We start from the raw sequence: 24653 nt of genomic DNA, 5'->3' as shown, positions 1-24653 counted from the left end.
CCCCGGCGGCGGGGGGGGGGGGGGGGGGGGGGGGCCGGGCCGGGGGGGGGGGGGGGGGGGGGGCGGCCCCCCGGGCCCCCCCCCCCCCCCCCCCGGCGGGGCGGGCGCCCCCGCCCGGGCCCGGACCCGGCGCGGACCGGGCTCCGACCAACTCCGCGAAGGCGGCCGCGGCACCGGTCAGCGGGACCCGGGAGAAGACGGCCAGCGGGCGGTGCCACGGCGGGTCGAGGGAGAGCAGTACGCAGTCCTCGCCGACGGCGCCGTGGACCATGTGGGCCGGGGCCATGACGAGGCCCACCCCGGCGGCCGCCATCCGCACCGCCGTCGAGGTGTGCTCCGTACGCAGCACCGTGTGCGGGGTGAAGCCGAGCGCCCCGCACGCCCGGTCGAGGACGAGGACACCGTCCACCAGGGGTTCCATCGCGCAGCGGATCCAGTCGCGGTGGGCGAGTTCGGTGAGGGTGACGGCCGTGCGGCTGGCCAGCGGATCGTCGAAGGGGACCACGACGACCAGTTCCTCCCGACCGATCCGCAGCAGCGGCCCCGACCAACCCGGGGGCTCCGGGCCCACCGCGAGGTCCGCCACACCCCGCTCCAGCTGCTCCTCCAGCGCCTCGGTGCTGCCGTACTCCCGTAGCACCAGGGAGACCCCCGGGTACAGGGACCGCCAGCGGGCGGCGACGCCCGGGAGCAGACCGACGGCCAGCGCGTGCACGGTGGCGATGTGCAGTTCGCCGCCCGCCACTCCGGCGGCGGCGCGGGCGGCCCGTTCGGCCTGACGGGCGCTACGGACGGCGAGTTGGGCGTGCGGGAGGAAGGCGCGGCCCATGGGGGTGAGCCGCACCCCGCGGGGCATCCGCTCCAGCAGCGCGCCGCCCACCGACCGCTCCAGGGCCTTGACCTGGTGGGACAGGGCGGGCTGCGTGACGTGCAGACCGTCCGCGGCACGGGTGAAGGATGACTCCTCCACGACGGCCAGGAAGTACTCCATCTGGCGCAGGCTCATGACCGCGAAGCATAAAGATCCTGCATGACCTTCAGAAGATCATTTCCTTGGACTTGACCCGACGGGAGGGACAGGCTGGCCGCATGACCGACGACAGCGCAGTGGATGTGATCGTGATCGGCGGCGGTACGGGCGGCTACAGCACCGCCCTGCGCGCCTCGGCCCTGGGCCTGAGCGTCCTGCTCGCGGAACGGGACAAGGTCGGCGGGACCTGCCTGCACCGGGGCTGCATCCCCAGCAAGGCCATGCTGCACGCGGCGGAACTCGTCGACGGCGTGGCCGAGGCGCGGGAGCGCTGGGGGGTCCGGGCGCGCGTGGAGTCGATCGACTGGTCGGCCCTGACCGCCACCCGCGACGACATCGTCTCCCGCAACCACCGGGGCGTGGAGGGGCACTTGAAGCACGCCGGGGTACGGGTGGTGCGCAGCGGAGCCCGGTTGACGGGTCCCCGCTCGGTGCGGACCGAGGACGGGCGGGAGTTCACCGCCGGCCGCGGGATCGTGCTGGCCACCGGATCCCGGCCGCGGACGCCGCCCGGCCTGGAGCCGGACGGCCGCACGGTGGTCACCAGTGACGACGCCCTGTTCGCGCCCGGTCTGCCGGCTTCGGTGCTGGTGCTGGGCGGCGGGGCGATCGGGGTGGAGTACGCGTCGTTCCACCGTTCCATGGGCGCGGAGGTGACCTTGGTCGAGGCCGCGGACCGGCTGGTCCCGCTGGAGGACGCGGACGTGTCCCGGCATCTGGCGCGTGGCTTGAGGAAGCGCGGGATCGACGTGCGGACCGGGGCCCGGCTGGAGGGGGTCGAGCGGCTCGCCTCCGGGGGCGTCCGGGCCACCGTGCGCACCTCGCAGGGGGAGCTTCGGGAGATCGGGGCGGAGCGGCTGCTGGTGGCCGTCGGCCGGGTCCCGGTGACCGACGGGCTGGACCTCGCGGCGGGCGGACCGGCCACCGACGAAAGGGGGTTCGTGGCGCCGGCCGACTGGTCCCGGCTGGAGACCACCGTCCCGGGGATCCATGTGGTGGGCGACCTGCTGCCGCCGCCCTCGCTCGGGCTGGCGCACGCCTCCTTCGCGGAGGGCCTGCTGGTGGCGGAGACCCTGGCCGGGGTGGCGAGCGCGCCGGTGGACTACGCGGCGGTACCGCGGGTGACCTACTCGGCCCCGCAGACCGCCGCCGTCGGGCTGACGGAGGCGCAGGCGCGGGAGGCCGCGTACGACGTGGTGGTGAACACGATGCCGCTGACCGCCGTGGCCAAGGGCATGGTGCACGGGCAGGGCGGCATGGTGAAGGTGGTCGCGGAGCGGGCCGGGCGGGTGCTCGGTGTGCACCTGGTGGGGCCGCACGTGTCGGAGATGATCGCGGAGAACCAGCTCGTCGTGGGCTGGGAGGCGGAGCCGGCCGATGTGGCGCGGCACATCCACGCCCACCCGACGCTGTCGGAGGCGGTCGGGGAGGCCTTCCTCGGCCTGGCGGGTCGCGGCCTGCACCAGCGGTAGGCCGGGGCTATCCCGTCGGCGGCGCCGTCCCCGACCGGTCGGGGACGCAGGCCTTGGCCAGGGGTTTTCTCGCCGATCGGGGGAACTGCGGAGCCCTGGGAGCAGTAGGCGGCGGGCCCTGCGGGCATGGCATCCCTTGTGACTCTCCTCCGTGACATGTGCTACCCCACACCGCGGGAACTCGGGCTCGCCGCCCGCGCTCTGGCGGACGAACACCCCGACGAGGTCCGGCTCCGCCAGGCGGGCACCTCCCGGGCCGGGCAGCCGCTCTGGGTGCTGTCCGTCGCCGCGACGGGCGGCGCCCCGCGCGCGGCCGACCGCAGCGTCCTCGTCGTCGCCGGGGCACACGCCAACGAGCCGGTCGGCGGCGCCACCGCCCTCTCGCTCGCCCGGCGCGTCCTCGACGACCCGGCGCCGCGGGCCGGCTGCGGCTGGCACTTCCTGCTCTGCGCCGACCCCGACGGCGCGAACCTGCACCGCACCCCCCTGCCCCACTCGCTGCTGGACTACCACCGGAACTTCTTCCGGCCGCCCGGCCCCGAACAGCCCGAGTGGGCGCCGTCCTTACTGCCCCCGGACCGGCTGCCGCCCGAGACCCTGGCCCTGACCGCGCTCATCGACGAGCTCCGGCCCGTCCTCCAGGTCTCCCTGCACGCCACCGACCTCGGCGGTTCCTGGGTACAGCTCACCCGCGACATACCTGGCCTCGCCGAGCCGTTCGCCGAATCGGCCGCGGACCTGCGCATCCCGGTGGAGAACGGGGCCTCGGACGCGGCCGGCTGGCCCTCCCCCGGCCCCGGGATCTTCGTGATCCCTCAACCGGGCAGCGAGGCCGCCGGGGCCTTCCACCAGGAGGACACCCGGCTGAGCACCTGGTACCACGCCCACCGGTACGCCGGCACGACCGCCGTCGTCGAAGTCCCCATGTGGGCCTCCGACCTGGTGGACGATCCGACCCCGCACCCGGACCCGCGCGGCGCCCTGCGGATGCTGGCCGAGCGGCTGACCACCGACGCCGCGCTCGTCGCCGGGGTCCGGGGCGGCGCCCGCGTACCGGAGGACCCGCGCCCGTACAACGCCCCCTACGAGGACCCGGACGCGGCTCCGCTGCTGCGCGCGGTGGACTGGACGCTCGCCCTGATCCCCCGGGTCGCGGCCGAGTGGACGGCCGTGGCCCCGGCCGAGGCCACGGCGGCGTACGTCGCCAGCATCGACGCCTTCGGGCGCCGGCTGTCGCTGCGCGCCGCCGCGATGCTCCTGCGGGTGCTGCGCGCCCAGGGGCATCCGTCCGCGCCCGGGCTGGACCGGCTGGTCACCGGATGGTGCGAGGACTTCGCGGCCCGGTTCGGGGCCCGCTGGGTCCCGGTGGCGACCCAGGTGGAACACCAGTCCCGGACCGTCCTGGCCGCCTACGACCGTCTCGTGGCGGCGGGTCGGCAGAGCCGACCTGGGGCGGCTCCTCCCCCCTAGGTCGACCCTTTCGGACGGCTCAGCGCCTCAGGCGGGTGTCGGGGCCGGGCGGCGGCAGGGTCACCGGCCTGGCACCGTCGTGGTCCTCGGCGGCCTCGTGGAGCGGGCGGGTGCCTTCGGCGGCGTCCGCCAGCCACCGCCAGACGTCCGGCCCGTGGGCGTCCGGGACCGCGGTGCTCTCCTCACCGGAGATCCAGGTCGTGAGGGTGAACCGGTGGTCGGCGAAAAGCCCGCTCGGGCAGGTGGACGGCACCACCTCGTGGAAGGCCCCGGAGGGGAAGAAGACGATGGTGTCGTGCTCGGGCTCGACGGTGCGGTAGGACTCCCCCGGTCGCGCCCGGCCGTCGGCCACCACGGTGTCGTACAGCCGGAGTTGGCCACCTCCGAAGCCTCGGGGGGTGCGGTGCAGGTAGTACACCGCGGACAGCGCCTGGCTCACGTCCCGCACGCGTGAGGCGTCCGTGTGGATGCCGAAGTGGCCGCCTTCGCCGTGTGCCGTCAGGACGGTCAACGACTGTGCGAGAGCGGCCCGGTGACCGAGGACCTCTTGGACGAGCGGCAGACAGTCCGCCAGGTGCGCGCTGAACACCTCGCTGGTCACGGGCAGGACCAGCGAGTCCCGTCCCTTGCGGGACACCTGTCCGGTCAGGGGGTCGAGGACGGTCCCCGCCGTGAAGTCCTCCTCCCGCGCCGTCGCGTACTCCAGCAGGGCCGCGGCGCGCTCCGCCCCCAGGAAGTTCTCGAAACGGCAGACCGGTGCCGGTACCGCGAGCGCGGGGGACCACCGGTCGGAGGGCGGCAGTACGCGGGGGCCGATTTCCATCGGCGTGGCCGGTTCCATCGTGTATCCGCTCATAGCCCGGAACCGTACGGCGGTGGCCCTCCGCGCCGAAGGAGCACAAGGGGGCGCACGGAAGTGCACGGTGCGCGCCCGCGCCCACCGTCCGACGCGTCGCGGCCGGCGGGAAACCGTCGGGAAGCGGAACGGCCGCGGAACGCCACGGAACCGGACACGGGTGGCTCCACCGCGAGCCCGCGCGTGCGGCTCTTGACCCTCACGTGGCGTCAGGCGGCACAGTCGGGGCCATGGACGATCACTGGACCGTGGGACGCGTGGCCGAACTGGCCGACGTGAGCGTCCGCACGCTGCATCACTACGACGCCATCGGGCTCGTCCGGCCGTCGGCACGGACCGCGACCGGGTACCGGGCCTACTCGGTCGACGACATGGAGCGGCTGCGGGAGGTACTGGCCTACCGGCGGTTGGGCTTCGGACTGCGGGAGGTCGCCGAACTGGTCGGCGACCCGTCCGCCGACGCGGCGGCGCACCTGCGCCGCCTGCGCGGCCTGCTGCTGGAGCGGCGGGATCGGGCCGAGGCCATGGTGGCGGCCATCGACAGGGAACTGGCAGCACGGGCGAAGGGACTGAAGGTGACACCGGAGGAGCAACTCGAGGTGCTCGGTGCACGGCTGTACGACACGATCGGCGGCGCCTACCCCGCGACACGGCGTACCGAGCCGCGGATCGCCGCACAGATCTGGGACGCGCTCGGGGACGCGCGCACGGTGCTGAACGTCGGGGCCGGCACCGGCTCCTACGAGCCCACCGACCGCGAGGTGACCGCGGTGGAGCCGTCGGCTGTCATGCGGGAGCAGCGCCCCGCCGGTGCGGCGCCGTGCGTGGCCGCCGCGGCCGAGAGCCTGCCGTTCGCGGACGGGGCGTTCGACGTCGCGATGGCCGTCTCCACCGTTCACCACTGGGGGGACCCGATGGCGGGGCTGCGCGAGATGCGGCGCGTGGCCCGCCGCGTGGTGGTGCTCACCTTCGACACCGACGAGCCCGGATGGCAGGACCGGTTCTGGCTCACCCGCGACTACCTGCCCGAGTTCGCCGGCGTCCTCGCGGATTTTCCCTCGCTCGCCGGGATGGCCGACGCGATCGGCGCCCGCGCCGAGCCGGTGCCCGTCCCGTGGGACTGCGCCGACGGCCTGTTCGAGGCGTACTGGCGCCGACCGGGGGCGTATCTGGAGGATCACGTGCGCCGTGCGATGTCGGTGTGGACGAGGGTCGGGCCGCAGGCCGAGCGGCGGGCCGTGCGAAGCCTCGGGGACGACCTCGCCTCCGGCCGGTGGGCCGAGCGCAACGGCGACCTCGCCGGCCTCGACGCGGCGGATCTGGGCCTTCGCCTGCTCACGGCGTGAACGGCGTCGCCTCCACCGCGAGGGCGTAGCGGAGTTTCGGGCTGCCGGTGGCGCCGAGGCGGTCGTAGAAGCGGATCGCGCCCTCGTTCCAGTCGGGGGTCTGCCACTGGACCTGGTCGAGGCCGAGCGCGCGGGCCAGGCTCGTCACCCCGTCCATCAGGGCGGTGCCGAGGCCGTGACCGCGGGCCTCCTCGGTCAGGTAGAGGCAGTCCATGTGCAGGTGGTGCCGGGCGTCCCAGAAGGCGAACTCGGCGGAGCAGGCGGCGTATCCGGCGACCGTGCCGTCCGGGGTCTCGGCGAGCAGCACCCACAGCCGGGCGTCCTCGGCGAACAGTTGCGGGCCGAGGCGCTCGGCGAGGTCGTCCGGGCGGGGCGTCGACTTCTCGTACGCCACGTGCTCGTGGACGAGTTCGACCAGGCGGGGCAGATCCCCGACGCGGGCGCGGCGGACGACGCAGGTGTCGGCCGGGACGGGGGTGTCAGCGGTGACGGTCGTGTCTGCGGTGACGTCGGTGTGTTCCATGACCGCCATCCTGCGTGCCCGCTCCCGCCGACGGACCGGCGGGGCCCCTCCGGAACGCGCGGGAACGCGCGGGAACGCGCGGGTGGCCCTCAGCTCGACGAGAGCCGGAAGGTCATGTTCCCGAAGCTGACCTGGTCGCCGTCGCGGACCACGGCGGAGCCGGTCACCCGGTGCCCGTTGACCGTGGTCCCGTTGGTGGAGCCGAGGTCCGTGAGCACCCACGCCCCGCCGCGCAGGCTGAGCTCCGCGTGTACGCGGGAGACCGTCTCGTGGCTGAGCCGCAGCCCGTTGCCGGGGTCGCGACCGATCCGTAGGGCGGCCGCGCTCGGGTGCGGCAGCAGCAGCTTGGGCAGGCGCTCCGCGTTCCAGGCGCGCCGCACGCCGAGCGAGACGGCCGAGGCCCGGCCGACCCAGCCGAACAGCCGACGGGTCCACGGGCTTTCGGCGGCGTCCCGGGACCGGAGGTCGGCCGTGAGCACCGCCAGGTCCTCGGAGCGGCGCGCGACCAGGGCGAGTTCCATCCGGCGCAGGAAGGTGTCGTGGGACAGCTTGCCGAGGGCAGCGCCCTCCCGGAGCTGGCCCAGCGCCCGGTCCCGCTCGGCGTCGGACAGCCGCGGCGCGGGGAAGGCGGGAATCTCGAAACTGGACGTCACAGGGTGATTGTCGGCCCGTCGGGGCCGGAGTGTCCAGAACTCCTCCGCCACGCCCGGAATGATGGGCACGATACGCATGCTGGACACCGCCGCCGACGAGGGGACCCTCCGTGCAGTTCGAGGTGTGGGCACCACTGACAGGGCACGTCGCCATGCTGCTCGACGGGGCGACGTACGACATGGCACGCGATCCGGACCGGGACGGCTGGTGGACCGCCGAGGCCCCGGCCGCCGAGGGGAGTCGCTACGGATTCCTGCTCGACGGCGACGGGCCCGGCGCCGGCCCGCGGCCGGACCCGCGCGGACGACGGCTGCCCGACGGACCCGACGGCCTGTCGGCGGTGGTCGACCTGGAGGCCCTCGCCCCACGGTCGGCGCCGGCGCCGCGGACCCGCCTTCAGGACGCGGTCCTGTACGAGCTGCACATCGGCACCTTCACCCCCGAGGGCACCTTCGACGCGGCCGCCGCCCGGCTCGGGCACCTCACCGCCCTCGGCGTCACGCACGTGGAGCTGATGCCGGTCTGCTCGTTCTCCGGCCGGCACGGCTGGGGGTACGACGGGGTCGCGCCCTGGTCGGTGCACGAGCCGTACGGCGGCCCGGCCGGCCTGGCCCGCTTCACGGCCGCCGCGCACGAGGCGGGGCTGGGCGTGGTGCTGGACGTGGTCCACAACCACCTCGGCCCCTCCGGCAACCACCTGCCCGCCTTCGGCCCGTACTTCACCGACACCCACCACACTCCGTGGGGCTCCGCGGTGAACCTGGACGCGGCCGGCTCCGACGAGGTGCGCGCGTACCTGATCGGCAGCGCCCTGGCCTGGCTGCGCGACTACGGGATCGACGGACTGCGGCTCGACGCCGTGCACGCGCTGGCCGACGATCGGGCGCTGACCTTCCTGGAGGAACTGTCCGCGGCCGTCGACGCGCTGGCCGCGGACACCGGCCGGCCGCTGTTCCTCATCGCCGAGTCCGACCGCTGCGACCCGCGCACCACCACCCCGCGCGCCGCCGGCGGCCTGGGCCTGCACGCCCAGTGGAACGACGACTTCCACCACTCCCTGCACTGTGCGCTGACGGGCGAATCCCAGGCGTACTACGCCGACTTCGCCGCGGCCCCGCTGGGCGCCCTCGCCAAGACCATGACCCGGGTCTTCTTCCACGACGGGACCTGGTCCTCCTTCCGGGGCCGCACCCACGGCCGCCCGGTGGACCACCGCCGCACCCCGGCCCACCGCTTCCTCGGCTACACCCAGACCCACGACCAGATCGGCAACCGGGCGCTCGGCGACCGGCTCTCCGCCTCGCTCTCCCCCGGACTGCTGGCGTGCGCCGCGACCGTGGCCCTGACCGGACCGTTCGTGCCGATGCTGTTCATGGGCGAGGAGTGGGGCGCCAGGACGCCCTGGCAGTACTTCACCGACCATCGCGACCCGGAGCTCGCCGAGGCGGTACGGTCCGGCCGCCGGCGGGAGTTCGCGGCGCACGGCTGGAGGGCCGAGGAGGTCCCGGACCCGCAGGACCCGGCCACCCGGGACCGCTCCTGCCTGGACTGGGCCGAGCCCGAACAGGGCGACCACGCCCGCCTGCTGGCCTGGTACCGCACCCTGATCACGCTCCGCCGCACCCATCACGACCTGCGCGACCCGGACCTGGCGGCGGTCCGGGTCGCCCATGACGAGGAGCGGCGCTGGCTCACCTTCCGGCGGGGTGACGTCCGGGTGGCCGTGAACCTCTCCCCGAACCCGGTGACGATCGCGCTGGGCCGCAACGGGGTCCGGGTGCTGGCCTCCTGGGAGCCGGTCGCGCACCCGGGTCCCGACGGGCGGATCCACGTTCCGGGCGAGACGGCGGTCGTCCTGGCCCCGTGAGGCTCACTCCACGACGGCCAGCTCGCGCGGGGCGTTGTTGAGGCGGCGCCCGCCGTCCTCGGTGACGGTCACGATGTCCTCGATGCGGACCCCGAACCGGCCCGGCAGGTAGATGCCCGGCTCGACGGAGAAGCACATCCCGGGGACCAGCGGCTGCTCCTCGCCCTCGACCATGTACGGGGGTTCGTGGGTGGTGACGCCGATGCCGTGGCCGGTGCGGTGGATGAAGCGGTCCCCGTAGCCGAATTCGGTGATCACCGCGCGGGCGGCCCGATCGATCTCCTGGCAGGAGACCCCGGGACGGACGGCGGCGACCCCGGCCTGCTGGGCCTCGCGGACGATGTCGTGGACCCGCTGCTCCTCGGCGGTGGGCTCGCCGACGTGCACGGTCCGGGAGATGTCGGAGCCGTAGCCGAAGCGCAGGCCGCCGAAGTCGAGGACCACCATGTCGCCGCGGCGGATGACGCGGTCGCCGGCCTCGTGGTGCGGGTCGGCCCCGTTGGGCCCGGAGCCGACCACCGTGAAGTCCACCTGGGAGTGGCCGTGCGCGCGCAGCAGGCCGGCCAGGTCCTCGGCGACGTCGCTCTCCCGGCGGTCGGCGAAGGGCAGGTGGAGGACCTGCGCGTAGGCGGCGTCGGCGGCGGCCGCCGCCGCGGCGAGGCGGTCCAGCTCCCGCTCGTCCTTCACGGCGCGGAGCATGGGCAGGCAGTCGGTGAGCGGCGCGTAGGAGCTGTTCGGCAGTTCCCGCTGGAGGCCAAGGAGGTGCAGCGCCCAGGTGTTGTCGCTCACCCCGAAGCGGCCGCGGAAGTCGAGCAGCGGGGCGGTGACGGCGTACGGGTTCTTCCCGTCGGCCCAGTCCCGCAGCGTCAGCGCGGTGGCGCCCGGGGCGTGCGCCGCGTCGGGTGCCTCCAGCGCGGGCACGATGAGCACCGGGTCCTGCCCGGCGGCCAGCACGAGCAGGGTCAGCCGCTCGGTCTCGGCGGTGGGCCGGTAGCCCGTCAGGTGCGTGAGGTCGGGGCCGGGGGAGATCAGCAGGCCGGCGAGTCCCGCGTCGGCCGCGGTCCGGGCGGCGGCGGCCATCCGGGCGGCGTAGTCATCGGCCGTGAAGGGTGCGGGTTCACGTGTCATACGGGTGATCCTGCCGTGAGTCGCGCGGCGAGGGCAGCGGCCACGCCGGACGAACCGCCCGGGGCGAGGAGCTCCGTACGGTGCACCAGGCGCGGGGCCGACAGCGGTACGGCGACCCCCGCCCCGGCGGCCTCCGCGACGCGGCGCGGCAGCAGCGCGAGGCCGTGCCCGGCGGCGGCGAGTGCGCAGAGCGCGAGCAGGTCGGTGCCGTCGTAGCGGACGGAGGCGCGGGCGGCGGTGAGCGGCAGCCCCACTCCCGGGGCGTCGATCCAGCGCGCGTCGGCGAGGTCGTCCAGCCGGAGCGAGGCCCGCCGGGCGAAGGGGTGCCCGATCGGCAGCAGCACGGCCAGTTCCTCCTCCCCCGCGCCCGTGACGGTGAGCGGGGCCACGTCGGGCAGCCGCAGCGGATCGCTCGGCGCGGCGAGGCCGTCGACGAGCCCGAGGTCGCAGCCGCCGGTGGCGACGGCGGCGGGTACCTCGGCCGGGGGCAGCACGCGCAGGGTGACCCCGGTGGTGGGCAGGGCCGCGAGCAGCCGGGGGCCGACGGCGAGCGGGGAGGCGGCGAGGGTGACGCGTCCGGGCGGGGCGGCGGCCAGGCGCAGCACGTCGGCCCGGGCGGCGTCGAGCCGCAGCAGCAGCGGCTGGGCGTGCTCCAGCAGCCGCGCCCCGGCCGGGGTCGGGGCGACGGGCCGGCGGGTGAGCAGCTCGGCCCGTAGGTCCCCTTCCAGTGCGGCGATGTGCTGGGAGACGGCCGACTGGGTGTAGCCCAGCTCGCGGGCGGCCGCGGAGAAGGAGGAGAGCCGGGCCACGGCGATGAAGGTGCGGAGCAGGTGCGGGTCCATGCCCCGCAGGGTGCCATCAGGATCGCTTATCGGTGATGCGCGAACCATCGTTGGCGCTGAAGTGGGGCGGGGTCGCACGATGGTCGGTATGACCACCGCACCCACCCCGGTGACCGGACCCGCGTCACCGGTCGCGCGGATCGCCCTCGTCGGCGACCGATCCCCGCACGTGAAGTCCCACACCCGGATCCCGCTCCTGCTGGACGCCCTGGCCTCCCGCGACGGGCTCGTCCTCGACGGCTACTGGATCCCCACCGGCGACGCGCGGGCCGAGGCGGCCGCCGGGGTCCTGGCCCGTTTCGACGCGGTATGGGTGCTGCCCGGAAGCCCGTACGCCGACGAGGCCGGGGCGCTGGCCGCGATCAGGGTGGCTCGCGAGGAGGGCATTCCCTTCCTGGGGACCTGTGGGGGCTTCCAGCACGCCCTGCTGGAGTACGCCCGGAACGTGTGCGGGCTGGCCGGCGCCGCGCACGCCGAGAACGACCCCGGGGCGGCGGACCCGCTGATCGCGCCGCTCGCCTGCTCGCTCGTCGGCCACGAGGGCCTCGTACGGTGCGAGCCCGGCTCGCTCGCCGAGGCCGCGCTCGGGGCGGATCGGTCGATGGAGCGCTATTACTGCTCGTACGGGCCCGCGGCCCCGCACCTGCCGGAGCTCACCGCGCGCGGCCTGCGGCTGTCGGGGCACGACGAGGACGGTCAGGTCCGGATCGCGGAGCTGCCCGGACACCCCTTCTTCCTGGCCACGCTGTTCCAGCCGGAGCTGCACGGCGACGGGTCGAGGGCGCACCCGATCGTGCGGGCACTCGCCGCGGCCGCCGTCGCCCGCGCCGCCGCCGACTCCTCCGGCCGGGCTTCCGGCCTGGCCGGAAGCAGGTCCGTCGCCCGATAAGGCGTCGCGGGACCACCCCTCTGATCGGCTATGCTGTGCTTGCACATCGAACGGGCGGTCCGCCGCCCTTCGTGGTGGGTGTAGCTCAGTTGGTAGAGCACCTGGTTGTGGTCCAGGTGGCCGCGGGTTCAAGTCCCGTCACTCACCCTGTCGATCCCGTGGGGTACGAGGTCTCCTCGTACCCCACGGGATTTTTTTGCCCCTCCGGTCAGGCACTAGATCCGGAGGAAGGCCTCCACCTCGGTGACGAAGGCCACGGGGGTCTCGTGCGGCGGGTAGTGGCCGGAGCCCGGGACCGTCACGATCCTGCAGTCCGGGTACGAGGCCTGCCAGGTGTCCCGCATCACATCCGGGGTGATCGCGAGGTCGTACTCCCCGACGAGGACGAGCACCGGGACGGTGTTGCCCTTCACGGCGGCGGACAGGTCCAGCGGCTGCCAGCTCGCGAGGTAGCCGGCGAAGGCCTCGGGGCGGGAGACGGTGAGGGAGTGGGCGACCATCCGGTCGAGCCAGTGGCGGCTCACGCGGTTGCCGGTGACCAGGTCGAGGATGACGCGGCGCTTCTCGGGGTCGGTGGCGGCGCCGTGGAAGAGGGCGTGGGTGGCGTCGTCCATCGCGTAGGGCGCGGCCGGGACCGGGGCGAGCCCGATCAGCTTCTCCACCCGCTCGGGGGCGCGGACGAGGACCTGCTGGACCGCTTTGCCGCCCATGGAGTGGCCGAGCAGGGAGAAGGTGTCCCAGCCGAGCTGGTCGGCGAGTTCGAGGACGTCGTCGGCGATCTCGGCCAGGGTGTGGCGGCCGGCGACGTCGCGGCGGTCGCCGTAGCCGCGGTAGTCGAGGAAGACGTAGCTGAAGCCCTCGGGGTCCAGGTGGTCCAGTACGGAGCCCCAGTTCGCGGAGGTCCCGAACCAGTCGTGCAGCACGATGACGCGGACGGGTCCGGTGCCGATCCTGCGGTGGGCGATGGCCATGCGTTCTCCCTCGGTGACGGGGCGACGAAAACGGACCCGTACCTTCTGCCCACCGGGTCTACGATCACACCGTGAAGCCGACATCGCGCACGGTGCGCATCGCCGTCACGGCCCCCCGGATCGCCGCCGACCGCCCGCACCATCCCGACCACCCGGACGCGTACGAGGTCCTCGACCGGGCCGAGATCGCGGAGGTGCTCGCCCTGTGGCCGCAGGGCGAGCCGCACGCCGACTTCGTCTGCATGTGCCACGGGGACCGCGGGGTCGCGTTGTACGAGGCCGGCGGCGAGCGGATCAGGTCCGCCGCGCCGACCGGTCCGCTCCGGCCCCTGTTCGATCCGCTGGACCCCGCCGGGCTGCCGGCCCGGCACCGGGACCGGTGGGCTGCCGCCGCCCCCGCGGCACTGCGTGGGTACGCCGCCGACCTGGCCCGTGGCGCGACGCCCGGCCCCACGCACGGGGTGCCGCCGGCCGTGGTGTTCGGCTGGCTGGGCGCCGTACGGGAAGAACCCCGCGACGCGGCGTGGCTCCTCGCGGAACGGGCCCCCGTCCGGCTGCTGGCCGGGACGCCCACGGATCAACTCGCGTGGGCCGTCCGGGAGACGGACCGCGCCGGCCTGGAAGGGGCCGTACGGTTCTTCGCGAGCGAGGAGTTCACCACCCGGCACCCGAAGCGGCGCCGGGTGCCGGACACCGCGCGGGACCTTCTGCTCCGGTACGCCCGCAGCCACCGTCCCGCGGACCTCCCGGTCCTGGAACGGCGGCTGCTGCGCGCACCGGAGGACCGGATCAGACGGTCTTGATCGCCGGGTCCGAGACGCCCGGCGCGCCGGTCTCCACGTGTCCGGCGAAGCGGCGCAGGAAGGTGGTGTCGGCGTCGGAGACGACCGCCACGTCGTACCAGCGGCCGGAGGCGGCGAGGTCCACCGTGTGCGGGACCGTCGCGCCGGCCGCCACCCGGAGGGTCCGCGGCGCACCGCCGTAGGTGTTGGTCACCGTGAGGTTGACGGCCGCCGTCCCGGAGTTGGTCAGGCTCAGGGCCAGGTTCCCGGTGGCCGCCTGGTGGCGGGCCGTGACCTCGGGGCCGGCCTTCTTCGTCGGGCCCTTCCAGGTGCGCAGGAAGCCGTTCGGGCCCCATACCGTGAGGTTGATCTGGTTGCCGGTGGAACCGCTGGTGGACCAGGTGTCCGAGAGGGTCTTGCCCGCCTCGACCGTGTAGGGCCAGGGGCCGTCCGTCCGGTTGCCCGAGGTGCTGTGGAAGTGGGCGCCCAGGGTCGGTCCGGAGGCGAAGGTGAGGGTGAACTTGCCGGTGGAGGTGGTGCGGGCGCCGTCCACGTAGGGGCTGTAGCCGAGCGCGCGGGTCGGCTTGGCGCCCGCCTCCTGCCGGGGCAGGGTGCCGGTGGCCGGCGGGGTCGGGTGGTACGAGGGGTGGCGGTCCTTGTCCGGCGGGACGTACCCGGCCGTGGACGGCAGCGCGGCGGGCGCGGCGTCGGCCCGGGTGAAGTCGAAGGCCGAGGTCAGGTCGCCGCAGACGGCGCGGCGCCACGGGGAGATGTTGGGCTCCTGCACGCCGAAGCGCTTCTCCATGAAGCGGATGACCGAGGTGTGGTCGAAGGTCTCGGAGCAGACGTAGCCGCCCTTGCTCCAGGGGGAGACCACGATCATCGGGACGCGCGGGCCGAGCCCGTAGGGTCCGGCCGCGTAGCCGCCGCCCCCGGCGTAGAGGTCCTTGGACACGTCGGCCGTGGACAGGCCCCAGGCGGAGGAGGCCGGCGGGTACGGCGGGACCACGTGGTCGAAGAAGCCGTCGTTCTCGTCGTAGGTGATGAACAGGGCGGTCTTGGCCCAGACCGCCGGGTTCGCGGTCAGCGCGTCCAGGACCTGCGAGATGTACCAGGCGCCGAAGTTCGTCGGCCAGTTCGAGTGCTCGCTGAACGCCTCGGGGGCGGCGATCCAGGAGACCTGGGGCAGGGTGGCACCCACGACGTCGGCGCGCAGCCGGTCGAAGTAGCCGTCGCCCGCCTTGACGTTCGTGCCGGTGCGGGCCTTCTCGTACAGGGCGCTGCCCGGCTGGGCGTTGCGGTAGGTGTTGAAGTACAGCAGCGAGTTGTCGCCGTAGTTGCCGCGGAAGGCGTCGTTGATCCAGCCCCAGGAGCCGGCGGCGTTCAGGCCGTCGCCGATGTCCTGGTAGACCTTCCACGAGACACCGGCGGACTCCAGCCGCTCGGGGTAGGTCTTCCAGCCGTAGCCGGCCTCCTGGTTGCCGAGGACCGGGCCGCCGCCGGTCCCGTCGTTGCCCGTGTGGCCCGTCCACATGTAATAGCGGTTCGGGTCCGTGGCGCCGATGAAGGAGCAGTGGTAGGCGTCGCACACCGTGAAGGCGTCGGCGAGGGCGTAGTGGAACGGGATGTCGTTCCGGGTCATGTAGGACATGGTCGTGGCCGTCTTGGCAGGGACCCACTTGTCGTACTTGCCGTTGTTGTACGCCTGGTGGCCGCCGGTCCAGTCGTGGTTGAGCCCCTCCAGGAACTGCATGCCGAGGTCCTGGATCTGCGGGTTGAAGGGCAGGATGTCCTTCGTGCCGTTCGACTGGTGGAAGACCGACCTGCCGTTGTCCTGGAGGACCGGCCGCGGGTCGCCGAAGCCCCGTACCCCCTTCATCGCGCCGAAGTAGTGGTCGAAGGACCGGTTCTCCTGCATCAGGACGACGATGTGCTCGATGTCCTGGATCGTTCCGGTGGTGCCCTGCGCCGAGATGGCGGCGGCCCGCGCGATGCTGTCGTTCAGCATCGTGAGGGCGGCGGTGCCACCGGCGATCTGCAGGAACCTGCGACGGTTGAGTTCTGCCATGGGGTGACGACCTCTGCGGTGAGGGGGGAGTCGAGGGGCGCCCCAAGGACAGCGGTCCCGGGGTACCGGCCGGAGATCACTTCGTGACACTGCGCCGTACACCTGGAGAACGGAAAGAGCTCCCGAACGACCTGCGTATCTGCTGAAATGACCTCCCACGACACTGCACGGGGGGCGCAGAACGGATGGCCGGGACCGATTTCGGGCATGCCATCGGGCTGCCCCGTGCGCTCTCCGGCCTGCCGCTGTCGCCGCTCGTGGGAGGGTACGGGGAACTGCTCACCGCACAACAGACCATCGGATCGAGCCACTTGGGCGAGTTATTGATCCCGCCCGGCGGCCGCTTACGGGTCCTCGACGGAGTCTTCGCCGTCACCGGCCCCGGTCGGCGCCGCCACGTGGGCGCCGAGGTGCTGCGGTCGCTGCGCCGGGATCGGCCGGAGCCGGCCGCGACCTGGCTGCTGGAGCGGCTGGCCGCGATCCAGGACGCGGACCCCGCCGCCCTGCGCCGGGTCCTGCTGTACCAGCTGACCCATCTGCTCCATGACCATCCCCAGGGGCAGCTGCCGACCACCGCGGCCGGCTTCGGGGTGGACCCGGCCGAGGCCGCCGCCCTGGTCCACGCCGCCGCCCGGCGGGCCCGGCTGGACGCCGCGCAGCGGGCCGCCGCCGAGGCCCTGCCCGACGACGTGCCGGCGCACCGGATCCGCTCGGCTGCCCGCCGGGCCGCCCTGCTGCCGCCCGCGGGCGAGGACCGGCCGCTCGCGGCCCTCCTCGCCGAAGTGGCCGCCCGGGCGACCGCCGCCGACACCGCGCTCGCGGTGGCCCGGAGGGCCGAGGAACAGGGGGATCCGGGTCGGGCCTGCCTCCACTACGAGGAGGCCGCGGCGCTGGCGGGCGACTGCCCGCGCGCGATCCGCGGGCTGGTCCGCACCTACCGACCCGATCCCGGGGACCCCGGTCCGCCGCGGTCCGTGCTCGTCCCCGGCGGCGTCGAACTTCGCTGGCCGGGCGGGGACTTCGGGGACACCCGCTGGCGGGTGGTGCGGCTGACCCGCGGGGAGCCCGCCGATGCCCCGCTCGCCGAGGTGCCGGGGCGGCCCGTCGGCGGCGTGCTCCTGGACGGTGGCGCCGGGATCGGCGTGGAGATCCGTCATGTGGCGCTGCCGCTGCGGGCCGACGGCAGCGTCGACGGGCCGCCGCTGATCGCGGCCCCGCTGTCGGTCGCGCCGGCGGTGACCGAGGCGGCCGCCGCCGACGGCAACGGGTGGATCGGGGCATCGTGGACGGCGCCGGCGGGCGCGTCCCACTGCGAGGTCACGCTGACCGGGCCGCGGGGACCCGTCCCGCTGCCCCCGGTGGTGCGGGCGGGCCCGCGCGAGAGCCTGCGCGTGGAAGGGACGCCGCCCGGGTGGTACGAGTGGGTGGTGCGGGCCCGGTACGCCCCGAAGGGCGGTGCCGAACGCGGCGTGCTGTCGGCGGCCGTGACCGTCCCGGTCACCGTGCACGCCTGGCCGGAGCCCGTGCTCACCCTGACGGCCCTGGCCCGGGCGACGGGCGGGGTGGAGTTCCGCCGGTCCGGTGGCACCGGGGCCGAGGTGCGGCTGGTGCGGTGGCCCGGCACCGCACCGGCCGAGCGGGCCGAACTGACGGCGGCCGAAGTGCCGCCGCCGCTGGACTGGACCGAGCCCGGCTGGACCGGACCGACCGCGAACGACCCGGGCACGAACGACCTGGGCACGAACGACCCGGTCTGCGTCGGGCACCCGCCGCCGGGAACGCTCACCACCGTGTCCGCCGTGTCCGTGCTGGGCGCGCGGGCGCTGGCCGGACCCTCCGTCCTGGTCGAGGCCCCCCTGCCGGTCACCGGGCTCGCGCTGCGGCGGGCCGCGCCCGACCTGGTCGAGGTCCGTTTCGACTGGCCCGACACCGCCGGCAGCGTCAGCGCCGTCCTCACCCAGGACGGCCGGCGCACCGCGTTCGCCGTGGCCCGCAGCGTGTTCCTGCGCGAGGGTCTGCGCCTGCGGGTCACCCCGGCCGCGCTGTCCGTCGAGGCCCACAGCGCGCCGCGCGGCGCCCGCTCCGTGCTCGCCTCGCCCGGCGGCGACGCGCGGGCCGAACTGCCCGCCGACGTGGCCGTCGCCTACGCACTGGTGCCCGGCACCCGGCGCGGCCTGCGCCGCGGGCCCGCCGTCCTGCGGGTGACCGTACGGGCGCCCGGCGGCTCCCCCGGCCCGGACCTCCCCGACTTCGTCCTCGTGGCCCGCGGAGACGGCGGCCGCACGCCACCGCGCCCGAGCGGACCGAGCGGCGGCACCGTCGTGTGCCGGGTGACCGGGGCCGAACTCGCGGCCTCGGCCGCGGGCACCGGGACGGGCACGGTGGAGCGCCCGATCGACACCGCGGTCGCGCCCGGCCGCCCGTACGCCCTCCGCGGTTTTCTCCTCGGCGGCGCCGCCGCCTCCGTCCGGCTCGAAGAGCCTCCTCTCCCCACCCTGGTGGTCCGCTGACATGACCTCCGTCGTCTGCCCCTACTGCTTCGACCGGTCCCCGGCGGCCCGGCTGCCCTACCGCTGCCAGATGGCCGCCACGGGGGTGCGCGGGGCCAAGCCGTGCACCGCCGAACTCGACACCGTATGGGCCGACTTCATGGGCCCCGGCGTGCCTCCCGCGCTGAAGACGCGCGGCCCGGTCTTCACCGCCCCGCGCGGCCTCGGCCGGCGCCTGACCCCGTACGGGGGCGGATCGCGCGCGGACTGTCCCGCCTGCGGCGGGTCCACCCCGGTGCGGGTCTGCCGGCGCTGCCACAGCGACTTCCCGAGCGACTACTGCGACCAGGACACCCGGATCATCGCCCTGCTCGGCCCCAAGGCCTCCGGCAAGAGCACCTACGTCTCGGTCCTGCTCAACGAGCTGCGCGGCAGGGTGGGCCGGGCGTACGGGGCCTCGGTCACCGCGATGGGCGGCGAGACCCAGCGCCGCGACCGCGAGCTGGCCGAGGACCTCTACGACCGGCTGCGGCTGCCGGAGGCCACGCGACCGGCGGCCCTCGGCTTCAACGACCCGCTGCTGTACCGGCTGAGCCTGCCCCTGCGGCGCCGGCTGCGCGGGGACGGCAGCCGGCACACCGCGCTGGTGTTCTTCGACGCGGCGGGGGAGGACCTCGCCGACGCCGAGGCCATGGACCGCTACACGCACTACCTGGCCGCCGCCGACGGGATCATCCTGCTCGTGGACCCGCTGCAGATGCGGGCGGTGCGCGACCGGCTGCCGGTGGACGAGGGTCCGCCGCTGCCCGTCATCGAGACGCCGCCGCAGCAGATCGCCGCCGACCTCGCCGCGCAGCTGCGGGCCCACGGCCGGGGGACCTCGCGCGGCCGGGTCACCACGCCCGTCGCGGTGGCCGTGACCAAGACGGACTCGCTGACGCCGCTGCTGGATCCGCACTCGCCGCTGCTGCGCAATGCCGACCACGGCGCCGGGGCGCTGGACGAGGAGGACCGGCGGGCGGTGCACGAGGAGCTGCGCTCGCTCCTCGACGGCTGGGACTCGGGGGCGCTGTTGCGTCAGTTGGAGCGGGACTTCGCCCGGCTGTCGCTGTTCGGGCTGTCGTCGCTCGGCTCGGCGCCGCCCGCGCACGCGCCGGCCGACGCCCCGAAGTCGGGGCCGCGGCCCCTGCGTGTGGAGGATCCGCTGCTGTGGCTGCTGGGGCTGGGCGGGCTGCTGCCGCGCACCGGCGGCCCCACCGGCAGGGGTCGCGACGCCGGCACGGGTGGCCGTAGCGGCTCCGAGGGGAACTCATGAATCTCGCCCAACTGCACTACACCTCGGCGCCGCCCGGTCCCGACGGCTCCGGCTTCCGGTTCACGGCCGTCAGCCCCGGGGTGCCGGCCGCGCTGCTGCGCGAGGCGGAACAGCTGATCGGCTACGAGCCGCCGCGGGACGCGCCGTCGCGCCCCGGGCCGCAGGAGCTGGCCGCCTTCCCGCAGGCGCTCAGCCTGAACGTGCTGGCCGACGGCAGCCGGCTGCTGGCGCGCTCGGTGTACACGGGCGCCGACTACAGCGGCCGCTGGGGCAACTTCCACGCGCACGCGGTGCACCTGCCGCAGCCCGCCGGTTCCGGTCCGGCCGTGGGCGAGCTGCCGATCACCGCCTGGGGCTCGCCGCAGTGGGCCGCGGCGACCCCGGAGACCGGCGCTCCCGTGCTCGCGGCGGTGCCCGTGCCGGGCCGCCTCGACCGGGCCGCGCTGGCCGCCTTCGTCGCCGCCCGCGGGCCCTGGCTGGCTGCCTTCTTCGCCGATGTACGCCGGCTCGGTGAGGATCCGGACGCCCCGCAGATCGTGCTCGTGGAGGCGGACAGCGAGGCGGTGGCCCGCTGGATCATGCTCGCGTGCAGTGTGCTGCCGCACCAGCGGGGTCAGTGGCTCACCTTCACCACCTACACCCGGCGGCCGCAGCTCGCCCGGCAGCAGATCATCGGGGTGATGCCCGAGGACGGGCCGAGCCTGGCCGGGCAGGAACACCGCTACCGGGTCTACGACTCCACGCGGTCCACCGCACCCGCCGTCCTCGAGCCGGACGTGTGGGCGGACACCGCCGCGCGGGTCTGGCAGGCGCGGCGCCAGGATCTGGTCGCCGAGGTGCGGCGGCTGTCCGTCGGGCCCTACGACGCCGGCCCGCTGGCGGCGCTCGCCCTGGCCGAGGACATCGCCCTGCCCTCCCCCGGCCGGACCGCGGCCGCCGACTGGGCCGCCGACCGACGGGACGCGCTGGACCCCGTACGACTGCGCGCGCTGGCCGTGGCGTTGGGCCGCCCGAGCGGGGACCGGGACCCGGCGGAGGTCGCCGCGGCCGGACGGCTGCTCGCGGCGCTGGACGGCTGGGCCCCGCCCGCGGTGTGCGAGCCGCTGGTGGCCCTGACCCTGACCGAGGCGGTCCGGACCGGCGCGCCGCCCGCGGAGCTGCCCACCGCGGGCGCCCTGGGCGCGGCCGTCCGCGGCCGGCTCGCGGCGGAGCTGGAACCGGGCCTGCGGGCGGCGCTGGGCGACACCGAGGCCGAACCGGAGCATCGCGCCGGGCTGTTGCGGGTGGCCTCGGCGCTCGGGGTGGACGTGAGCGACCTGCTGCCCGGGGTGGCACGGCGGTCGGCGCAGGCGCTGCTCGCCGATCCGGAGCGGGCGTACGGACCGGGGGTGCGGGCGGCGCTGGCCGAACTGCCCGCGCTGCGTGCCCTCGTGCTCGACCGGCTGGACGCGCTCGCGGCGGGTGATCCGGCCGCCGGGCGGCGGCTGTTCGAACGCACCGCGCTCCGGCCGACCGCGTCCGACGCCCGACCGCACCTGCGGATGTGCGCCGAGGCCGCGACGGCGCCGGCGACCGCCGCCGCGGACCGGGTCGGGGCACTGAACGCCCTGCTGGCCCGGTCGGGCGTCTCGCTGTACGCGGAGCCGTTGGTGCTGCGGACCGCGATGCGGCTGGTGTGGGACGGGGAGCCGCCGGGTGCGGGCGAGGCCGGGCTGGTGCTGATGGCGGCCGGCGCGCAGGTCCACCGGGAGGCCGGGACCTGGGAGTTGCTCGTGCGGGCGGCCGTGCGGGCCCCGGCCGGGGACGTGGAGGCGGCGGAGCTGGCTCCGGAGCTCCTCGGGCAGTTCCAGGAGGAGATCCCGGCACGGCTGCGGCCGTCGCTGCTGCTGCTGGAGCTGGCCCGGAACCTGCGGTCGGGCCCGGCGGGCGGGGGTTGGGTGCGCCAGGTGCTGGACCTGCGGTCGCTGGATCCGGAGCCGGGGCCCCGGGAGAGCGCGTACGCGGCGCTGTGCGCGCGGCTGCTGGCCGGGGACCGGCCGGCCGGCGAGCTGCGGGCGCTGATCGAGAGCAACGATGCGGAGCTGCTGGCCGCCTATCGGGCGGCGGCGCGCGCGCCGGCGGTGCGTGACCGGCTGCGGCTGGATCCGGACTACGCCGCGGACTGTTTCACGGTGTGGTCCTCCCAGCCGCAGGCCGGTCCGGCCTGGCAGGAGGCCCGTACGGACCTGCTCGACGGGGTGCTGAGGCCGACGGTGCGGAGCCTGACGCTGGCGGAACTGTCCGAGGTGGAGCAGTCGCTGGCCCGGCTGGGCGGAAGCTGGGCGGACGAGTTCCGTGGCTGGCAGCGGCCGGGTGCCTTCGGCCGCCTGCGCGAGCGCTTCGGGGGGCGCCGCTCCGGCTCCGCCGGGGGCGGCGGCAAGGCCGGCGGGGACGGGGGGCCGACGTGACGGATCCGGAGCTGATCGCGCGGATCCTCGGCGCCCTCACCGGGGTGGTCGGGGTCGCCGTGTGTCTCGGGTACGGGCTGTGGCGGTTCCTGGCGCTGGCCCTGTCGGCGGCCTGGGCGGCGTTCCGGACGGATCCGCCGGGCGGCCACGACCCGCGGATCACCCCGTACACCGGTCCCGAACCGGCGCGGCCCGCGTACTGGTCGGGGCAGATGTGGCTGGACGCCCGGTTCGCCGGACAGGCCGCCGCGCTGACCCTCTGGTACCTGCTGACCCGGCACTGGCTGGGCCTGGTGGTGCGCCGCCGGCTGCTGCAGGGCCGCAACGGGCAGACCGGTGAGCTCGCCGACAACGCCTTCGGTCGGCTGCTGCTGCGCCTGTTGGCGCCCGGTACGGCGCTCGCCGCGCTGCTGTCGGCGCTGCTGGCCTCGGTCCTGCTGGCCGGCGTCGCGCTGTTCTTCGCCGTGGAGCTCGCCCTGGTCGCGCTGGTCGCCCTGATCGCCACCCTGGCGGGGCGGGCCGCCGATCGGCTGTGGAAGCTGGTCCGGGGCATCCGGATGGCGTGCCCCTACCCCGGCTGCTACCGGCCGTTCCCCCTGGCCGTACACCTCTGCCCGGGCTGCGGCGCCGCCCACCGCGAACTGCGGCCCGGCGCCTTCGGCGCGCTGCGGCACGTCTGCCGTTGCGGCAAGGCCCTGCCGAGCACGCTGATGACCGGGCGGCGGGGGCTCGCCGCCCGCTGCCCGCACTGCGACCGGAACCTGCCGCCGGCCGTCGGCACCACCCGGGTCGTGCACCTCCCGCTGATCGGGGGCACCTCCGCCGGGAAGACGATGCTGCTGGCGGCGGTGCTCGACGGTCTGCGGTCCTGGTCGCACGAGTCCGGGCTGACGGTCGAACCCGCCTCCCCCGACGACCTCCGCGAGGCCAACACCCTGGGGCGGTCGCTGGACCGGACCGGGTGGGCCCTCAAGACCCAGGGCGGGCAGCCGCGCGCCCTGATGCTGCTGGTCGGGCACGGCCGCCGGCGTCGGCTGCTGTATCTGTACGACCCGATGGGCGAGTCCTTCCGGGACGCGGACTCGACCCGCGGCCAGGGCTACCTCGCCCACGCCGACGGGGTCCTGCTGGTGACCGACGTCCTCGCGGCGCCGGTCGTACGCCGCGCCCTGCACGCGGGTGACACGGAGCGGGCGGAGGCGGCCCGGCCGGCCGATCTCGGGCCGGTGGAGACGTACGCGGGGTTCACCGGCGAGTTGCAGGGGCTCGGCGGCCGTCGCGGGCGGCTGCCGGTGGCCACGGTGGTGACCAAGCGGGACGCGCTGGACCGGCTGGACTCGCTGCCGCGGCCGACGGACCCGGTGGAGGCGTGGCTGGCCGAGATCGGGCTGGACGAGCTGGTCCGGGCCCTCGGCCACGACTTCGCGGCGGCCCGGTACTGGGTGGTCAGCGCCCGCGCCGCGACCGGGGCGGGCGCCCTGGACAGCGAGCGGCGGCGGGCGGCGGAGCCGGTGTTGTGGCTGCTGTCACGGACCGGGCTGCGTGTCGGAGGGCTCGTCGGGGACCGGCGGGAGCGCCCGGACGCCGCGGCCCGGGCGGACACACCGGCCGGCCAGGACACGGAAGCCGCGCGGGACGTGCGGGTCGGGCACGGTGAGGAGAGGAGCGACACCCCATGATGACCCCGCAGATCACACGGGGCCGACGGATGACGGCGGTCCTGTTCGTGTCGGCGGTCGTGATGACGGCGGCCGCCGCGGTGGCGGCGCTGGTGCGGTACATCCCGCAATGGACCGGAAGTTGAAGGAGACACGCGGTGAGTGACATCCCCGGCGGGCCGATGGCGAACCGGCCCGTCCATTTCATCTGGCTGATCGACTGCTCGTACTCGATGCAGGGCGAGAAGATCGGCCAGCTCAACTACGCGATCAGAGAAGCGGTTCCGGAGATGCTCTCCGTCGCGCAGGACAATCCGGCGGCCCAACTACTGCTGCGCACGATGACGTTCTCCACGACGGCCCGTTGGCACCACAAGGATCCGGTGCCGGTGGAACAGTTCACCTGGCAGGACGTCCAGGTGGACGGGATGACCAATCTCGGTGAGGCCCTCCAGCTCGCGGCGCGCGAACTGGACACCCCGCCGATGCCGCAGCGGGCGCTCAAGCCGGTGCTGGCGCTGGTCTCGGACGGGGTACCGACGGACGACTGGAAGGCGGGGCTGCGGGCGGTCGACGCGACCCCGTGGGGCCGAAAGGCCGTCCGGGTGGCGATCGCGATCGGCGCGGACGCCGACCGCGGCGTACTCCAGGAGTTCCTGGGCAATCCCGAGCTCCAGCCGCTGGACGCGAACAGTCCCAAGCAGCTGGCGGCGGCGATCCGCTGGGCCTCCACGGCCGCGGTGAAGGCGGCCTCCCAGCCGGTGGCGGGTTTCGGGGACGCGACCGTGAAGCAGCCGCCCTACGCCCCGCCGGTGCTCGCCGACGACGATGACGACGTGTGGTGAG

Annotated in this window: 20 protein-coding genes and 1 tRNA gene; 13 read left to right on the top strand and 8 right to left on the bottom strand. The window is 75.2% G+C overall.

Going from position 1 to position 24653, the window contains the following annotated elements; translation table 11 throughout:
- Nucleotides 1–1006, bottom strand: a 1006-nt coding sequence (locus ACGFYY_RS24355) for a LysR family transcriptional regulator (protein WP_393712285.1), incomplete at its 3' end; no start/stop codon positions are given.
- 83 nt (nt 1007–1089) lie between these two features.
- Here ACGFYY_RS24355 and lpdA point away from each other — a divergent pair.
- On the top strand, nt 1090–2502 hold the full coding sequence (gene lpdA / locus ACGFYY_RS24350; protein WP_393712283.1) for a dihydrolipoyl dehydrogenase: 1413 nt from the start codon (nt 1090–1092) through the stop codon (nt 2500–2502).
- Nucleotides 2503–2640: 138 nt separating this feature from the next.
- A complete protein-coding gene (locus tag ACGFYY_RS24345) occupies nt 2641–3972 on the top strand; it encodes a M14 family zinc carboxypeptidase (protein WP_393712301.1) in 1332 nt (443 codons plus the stop codon).
- A gap of 19 nt (nt 3973–3991) precedes the next feature.
- Here ACGFYY_RS24345 and ACGFYY_RS24340 read toward each other — a convergent pair whose 3' ends face one another.
- Entirely contained in the window at nt 3992–4828 is an 837-nt protein-coding gene (locus tag ACGFYY_RS24340; RefSeq protein WP_393712281.1) for a 2OG-Fe(II) oxygenase, read from the bottom strand.
- A 230-nt stretch (nt 4829–5058) separates the two neighbouring features.
- On the opposite strand from ACGFYY_RS24340, the gene ACGFYY_RS24335 reads away from it, so the two are divergent.
- Nucleotides 5059–6174, top strand: a complete 1116-nt coding sequence (locus tag ACGFYY_RS24335) for a MerR family transcriptional regulator (RefSeq protein ID WP_393712279.1) — start codon at nt 5059–5061, stop codon at nt 6172–6174.
- Here the strand turns inward: ACGFYY_RS24335 and ACGFYY_RS24330 are convergent.
- Nucleotides 6164–6697, bottom strand: a complete 534-nt coding sequence (locus ACGFYY_RS24330; protein WP_393712277.1) for a GNAT family N-acetyltransferase — start codon at nt 6695–6697, stop codon at nt 6164–6166. The genes ACGFYY_RS24335 and ACGFYY_RS24330 overlap by 11 nt on opposite strands.
- 89 nt (nt 6698–6786) lie before the next feature.
- Complete coding sequence (locus ACGFYY_RS24325; RefSeq protein WP_365277941.1) at nt 6787–7350, bottom strand: DUF1707 and FHA domain-containing protein; 564 nt, start codon at nt 7348–7350, stop codon at nt 6787–6789.
- A 110-nt stretch (nt 7351–7460) separates the two neighbouring features.
- Here ACGFYY_RS24325 and treZ point away from each other — a divergent pair, with 110 nt between their 5' ends.
- Nucleotides 7461–9218, top strand: a complete 1758-nt coding sequence (gene treZ / locus ACGFYY_RS24320; RefSeq protein WP_393712274.1) for a malto-oligosyltrehalose trehalohydrolase — start codon at nt 7461–7463, stop codon at nt 9216–9218.
- Nucleotides 9219–9221: 3 nt separating this feature from the next.
- On the opposite strand, the gene ACGFYY_RS24315 is transcribed toward treZ, so the two are convergent.
- On the bottom strand, nt 9222–10346 hold the full coding sequence (locus ACGFYY_RS24315) for a M24 family metallopeptidase (protein WP_393712271.1): 1125 nt from the start codon (nt 10344–10346) through the stop codon (nt 9222–9224).
- On the bottom strand, nt 10343–11188 hold the full coding sequence (locus tag ACGFYY_RS24310; RefSeq protein WP_365277946.1) for a LysR family transcriptional regulator: 846 nt from the start codon (nt 11186–11188) through the stop codon (nt 10343–10345). Before ACGFYY_RS24310 ends, ACGFYY_RS24315 begins: the two co-directional genes overlap by 4 nt.
- 79 nt (nt 11189–11267) lie before the next feature.
- Here ACGFYY_RS24310 and ACGFYY_RS24305 point away from each other — a divergent pair, with 79 nt between their 5' ends.
- Together ACGFYY_RS24305 and ACGFYY_RS24300 are read left to right on the top strand one after the other, a co-directional pair.
- Entirely contained in the window at nt 11268–12077 is an 810-nt protein-coding gene (locus ACGFYY_RS24305; RefSeq protein ID WP_393712268.1) for a hypothetical protein, read from the top strand.
- Nucleotides 12078–12151: 74 nt separating this feature from the next.
- Nucleotides 12152–12224, top strand: a tRNA-His gene (locus tag ACGFYY_RS24300).
- Between the two features lie 68 nt (nt 12225–12292).
- Here ACGFYY_RS24300 and ACGFYY_RS24295 read toward each other — a convergent pair.
- A complete protein-coding gene (locus tag ACGFYY_RS24295; protein ID WP_393712266.1) occupies nt 12293–13048 on the bottom strand; it encodes an alpha/beta fold hydrolase in 756 nt (251 codons plus the stop codon).
- 71 nt (nt 13049–13119) lie between these two features.
- Here ACGFYY_RS24295 and ACGFYY_RS24290 point away from each other — a divergent pair, with 71 nt between their 5' ends.
- Nucleotides 13120–13851 (top strand): hypothetical protein, encoded by a 732-nt coding sequence (locus ACGFYY_RS24290; protein ID WP_393712264.1) that lies wholly within the window; start codon nt 13120–13122, stop codon nt 13849–13851.
- Here the strand turns inward: ACGFYY_RS24290 and ACGFYY_RS24285 are convergent.
- A complete protein-coding gene (locus ACGFYY_RS24285; protein WP_393712261.1) occupies nt 13838–15898 on the bottom strand; it encodes a phosphocholine-specific phospholipase C in 2061 nt (686 codons plus the stop codon). The genes ACGFYY_RS24290 and ACGFYY_RS24285 overlap by 14 nt on opposite strands.
- A 185-nt stretch (nt 15899–16083) precedes the next feature.
- Between ACGFYY_RS24285 and ACGFYY_RS24280 the strand changes: the two genes are divergently transcribed.
- From ACGFYY_RS24280 to ACGFYY_RS24255, 6 genes are read left to right on the top strand one after another with little or no spacing between them, the layout of a single operon-like run.
- Nucleotides 16084–18408 (top strand): hypothetical protein, encoded by a 2325-nt coding sequence (locus ACGFYY_RS24280; protein WP_393712259.1) that lies wholly within the window; start codon nt 16084–16086, stop codon nt 18406–18408.
- Between the two features lies 1 nt (nt 18409).
- Complete coding sequence (locus tag ACGFYY_RS24275; protein WP_393712256.1) at nt 18410–19702, top strand: hypothetical protein; 1293 nt, start codon at nt 18410–18412, stop codon at nt 19700–19702.
- Nucleotides 19699–22149: a GTPase-associated protein 1-related protein gene (locus ACGFYY_RS24270; RefSeq protein WP_393712254.1), complete on the top strand. Its 2451-nt coding sequence runs from the start codon at nt 19699–19701 to the stop codon at nt 22147–22149. The genes ACGFYY_RS24275 and ACGFYY_RS24270 overlap by 4 nt, the downstream gene beginning before the upstream one ends.
- On the top strand, nt 22146–23828 hold the full coding sequence (locus ACGFYY_RS24265) for a hypothetical protein (RefSeq protein WP_393712252.1): 1683 nt from the start codon (nt 22146–22148) through the stop codon (nt 23826–23828). The genes ACGFYY_RS24270 and ACGFYY_RS24265 overlap by 4 nt, the downstream gene beginning before the upstream one ends.
- Complete coding sequence (locus ACGFYY_RS24260) at nt 23825–23953, top strand: hypothetical protein (RefSeq protein WP_365280241.1); 129 nt, start codon at nt 23825–23827, stop codon at nt 23951–23953. Before ACGFYY_RS24265 ends, ACGFYY_RS24260 begins: the two co-directional genes overlap by 4 nt.
- A gap of 36 nt (nt 23954–23989) precedes the next feature.
- Nucleotides 23990–24652, top strand: coding sequence for a tellurium resistance protein (locus tag ACGFYY_RS24255; RefSeq protein ID WP_365280262.1), 663 nt, complete (start codon nt 23990–23992; stop codon nt 24650–24652).
- Nucleotide 24653 lies beyond the last annotated feature (1 nt).

This window comes from Streptomyces sp. NPDC048331, assembly GCF_043201215.1.
Taxonomy (GTDB): Bacteria; Actinomycetota; Actinomycetes; order Streptomycetales; family Streptomycetaceae; genus Streptomyces.
Note: the sequence above shows the minus strand (reverse complement) of the source record. Positions and strands in the feature narration are given on the sequence as shown.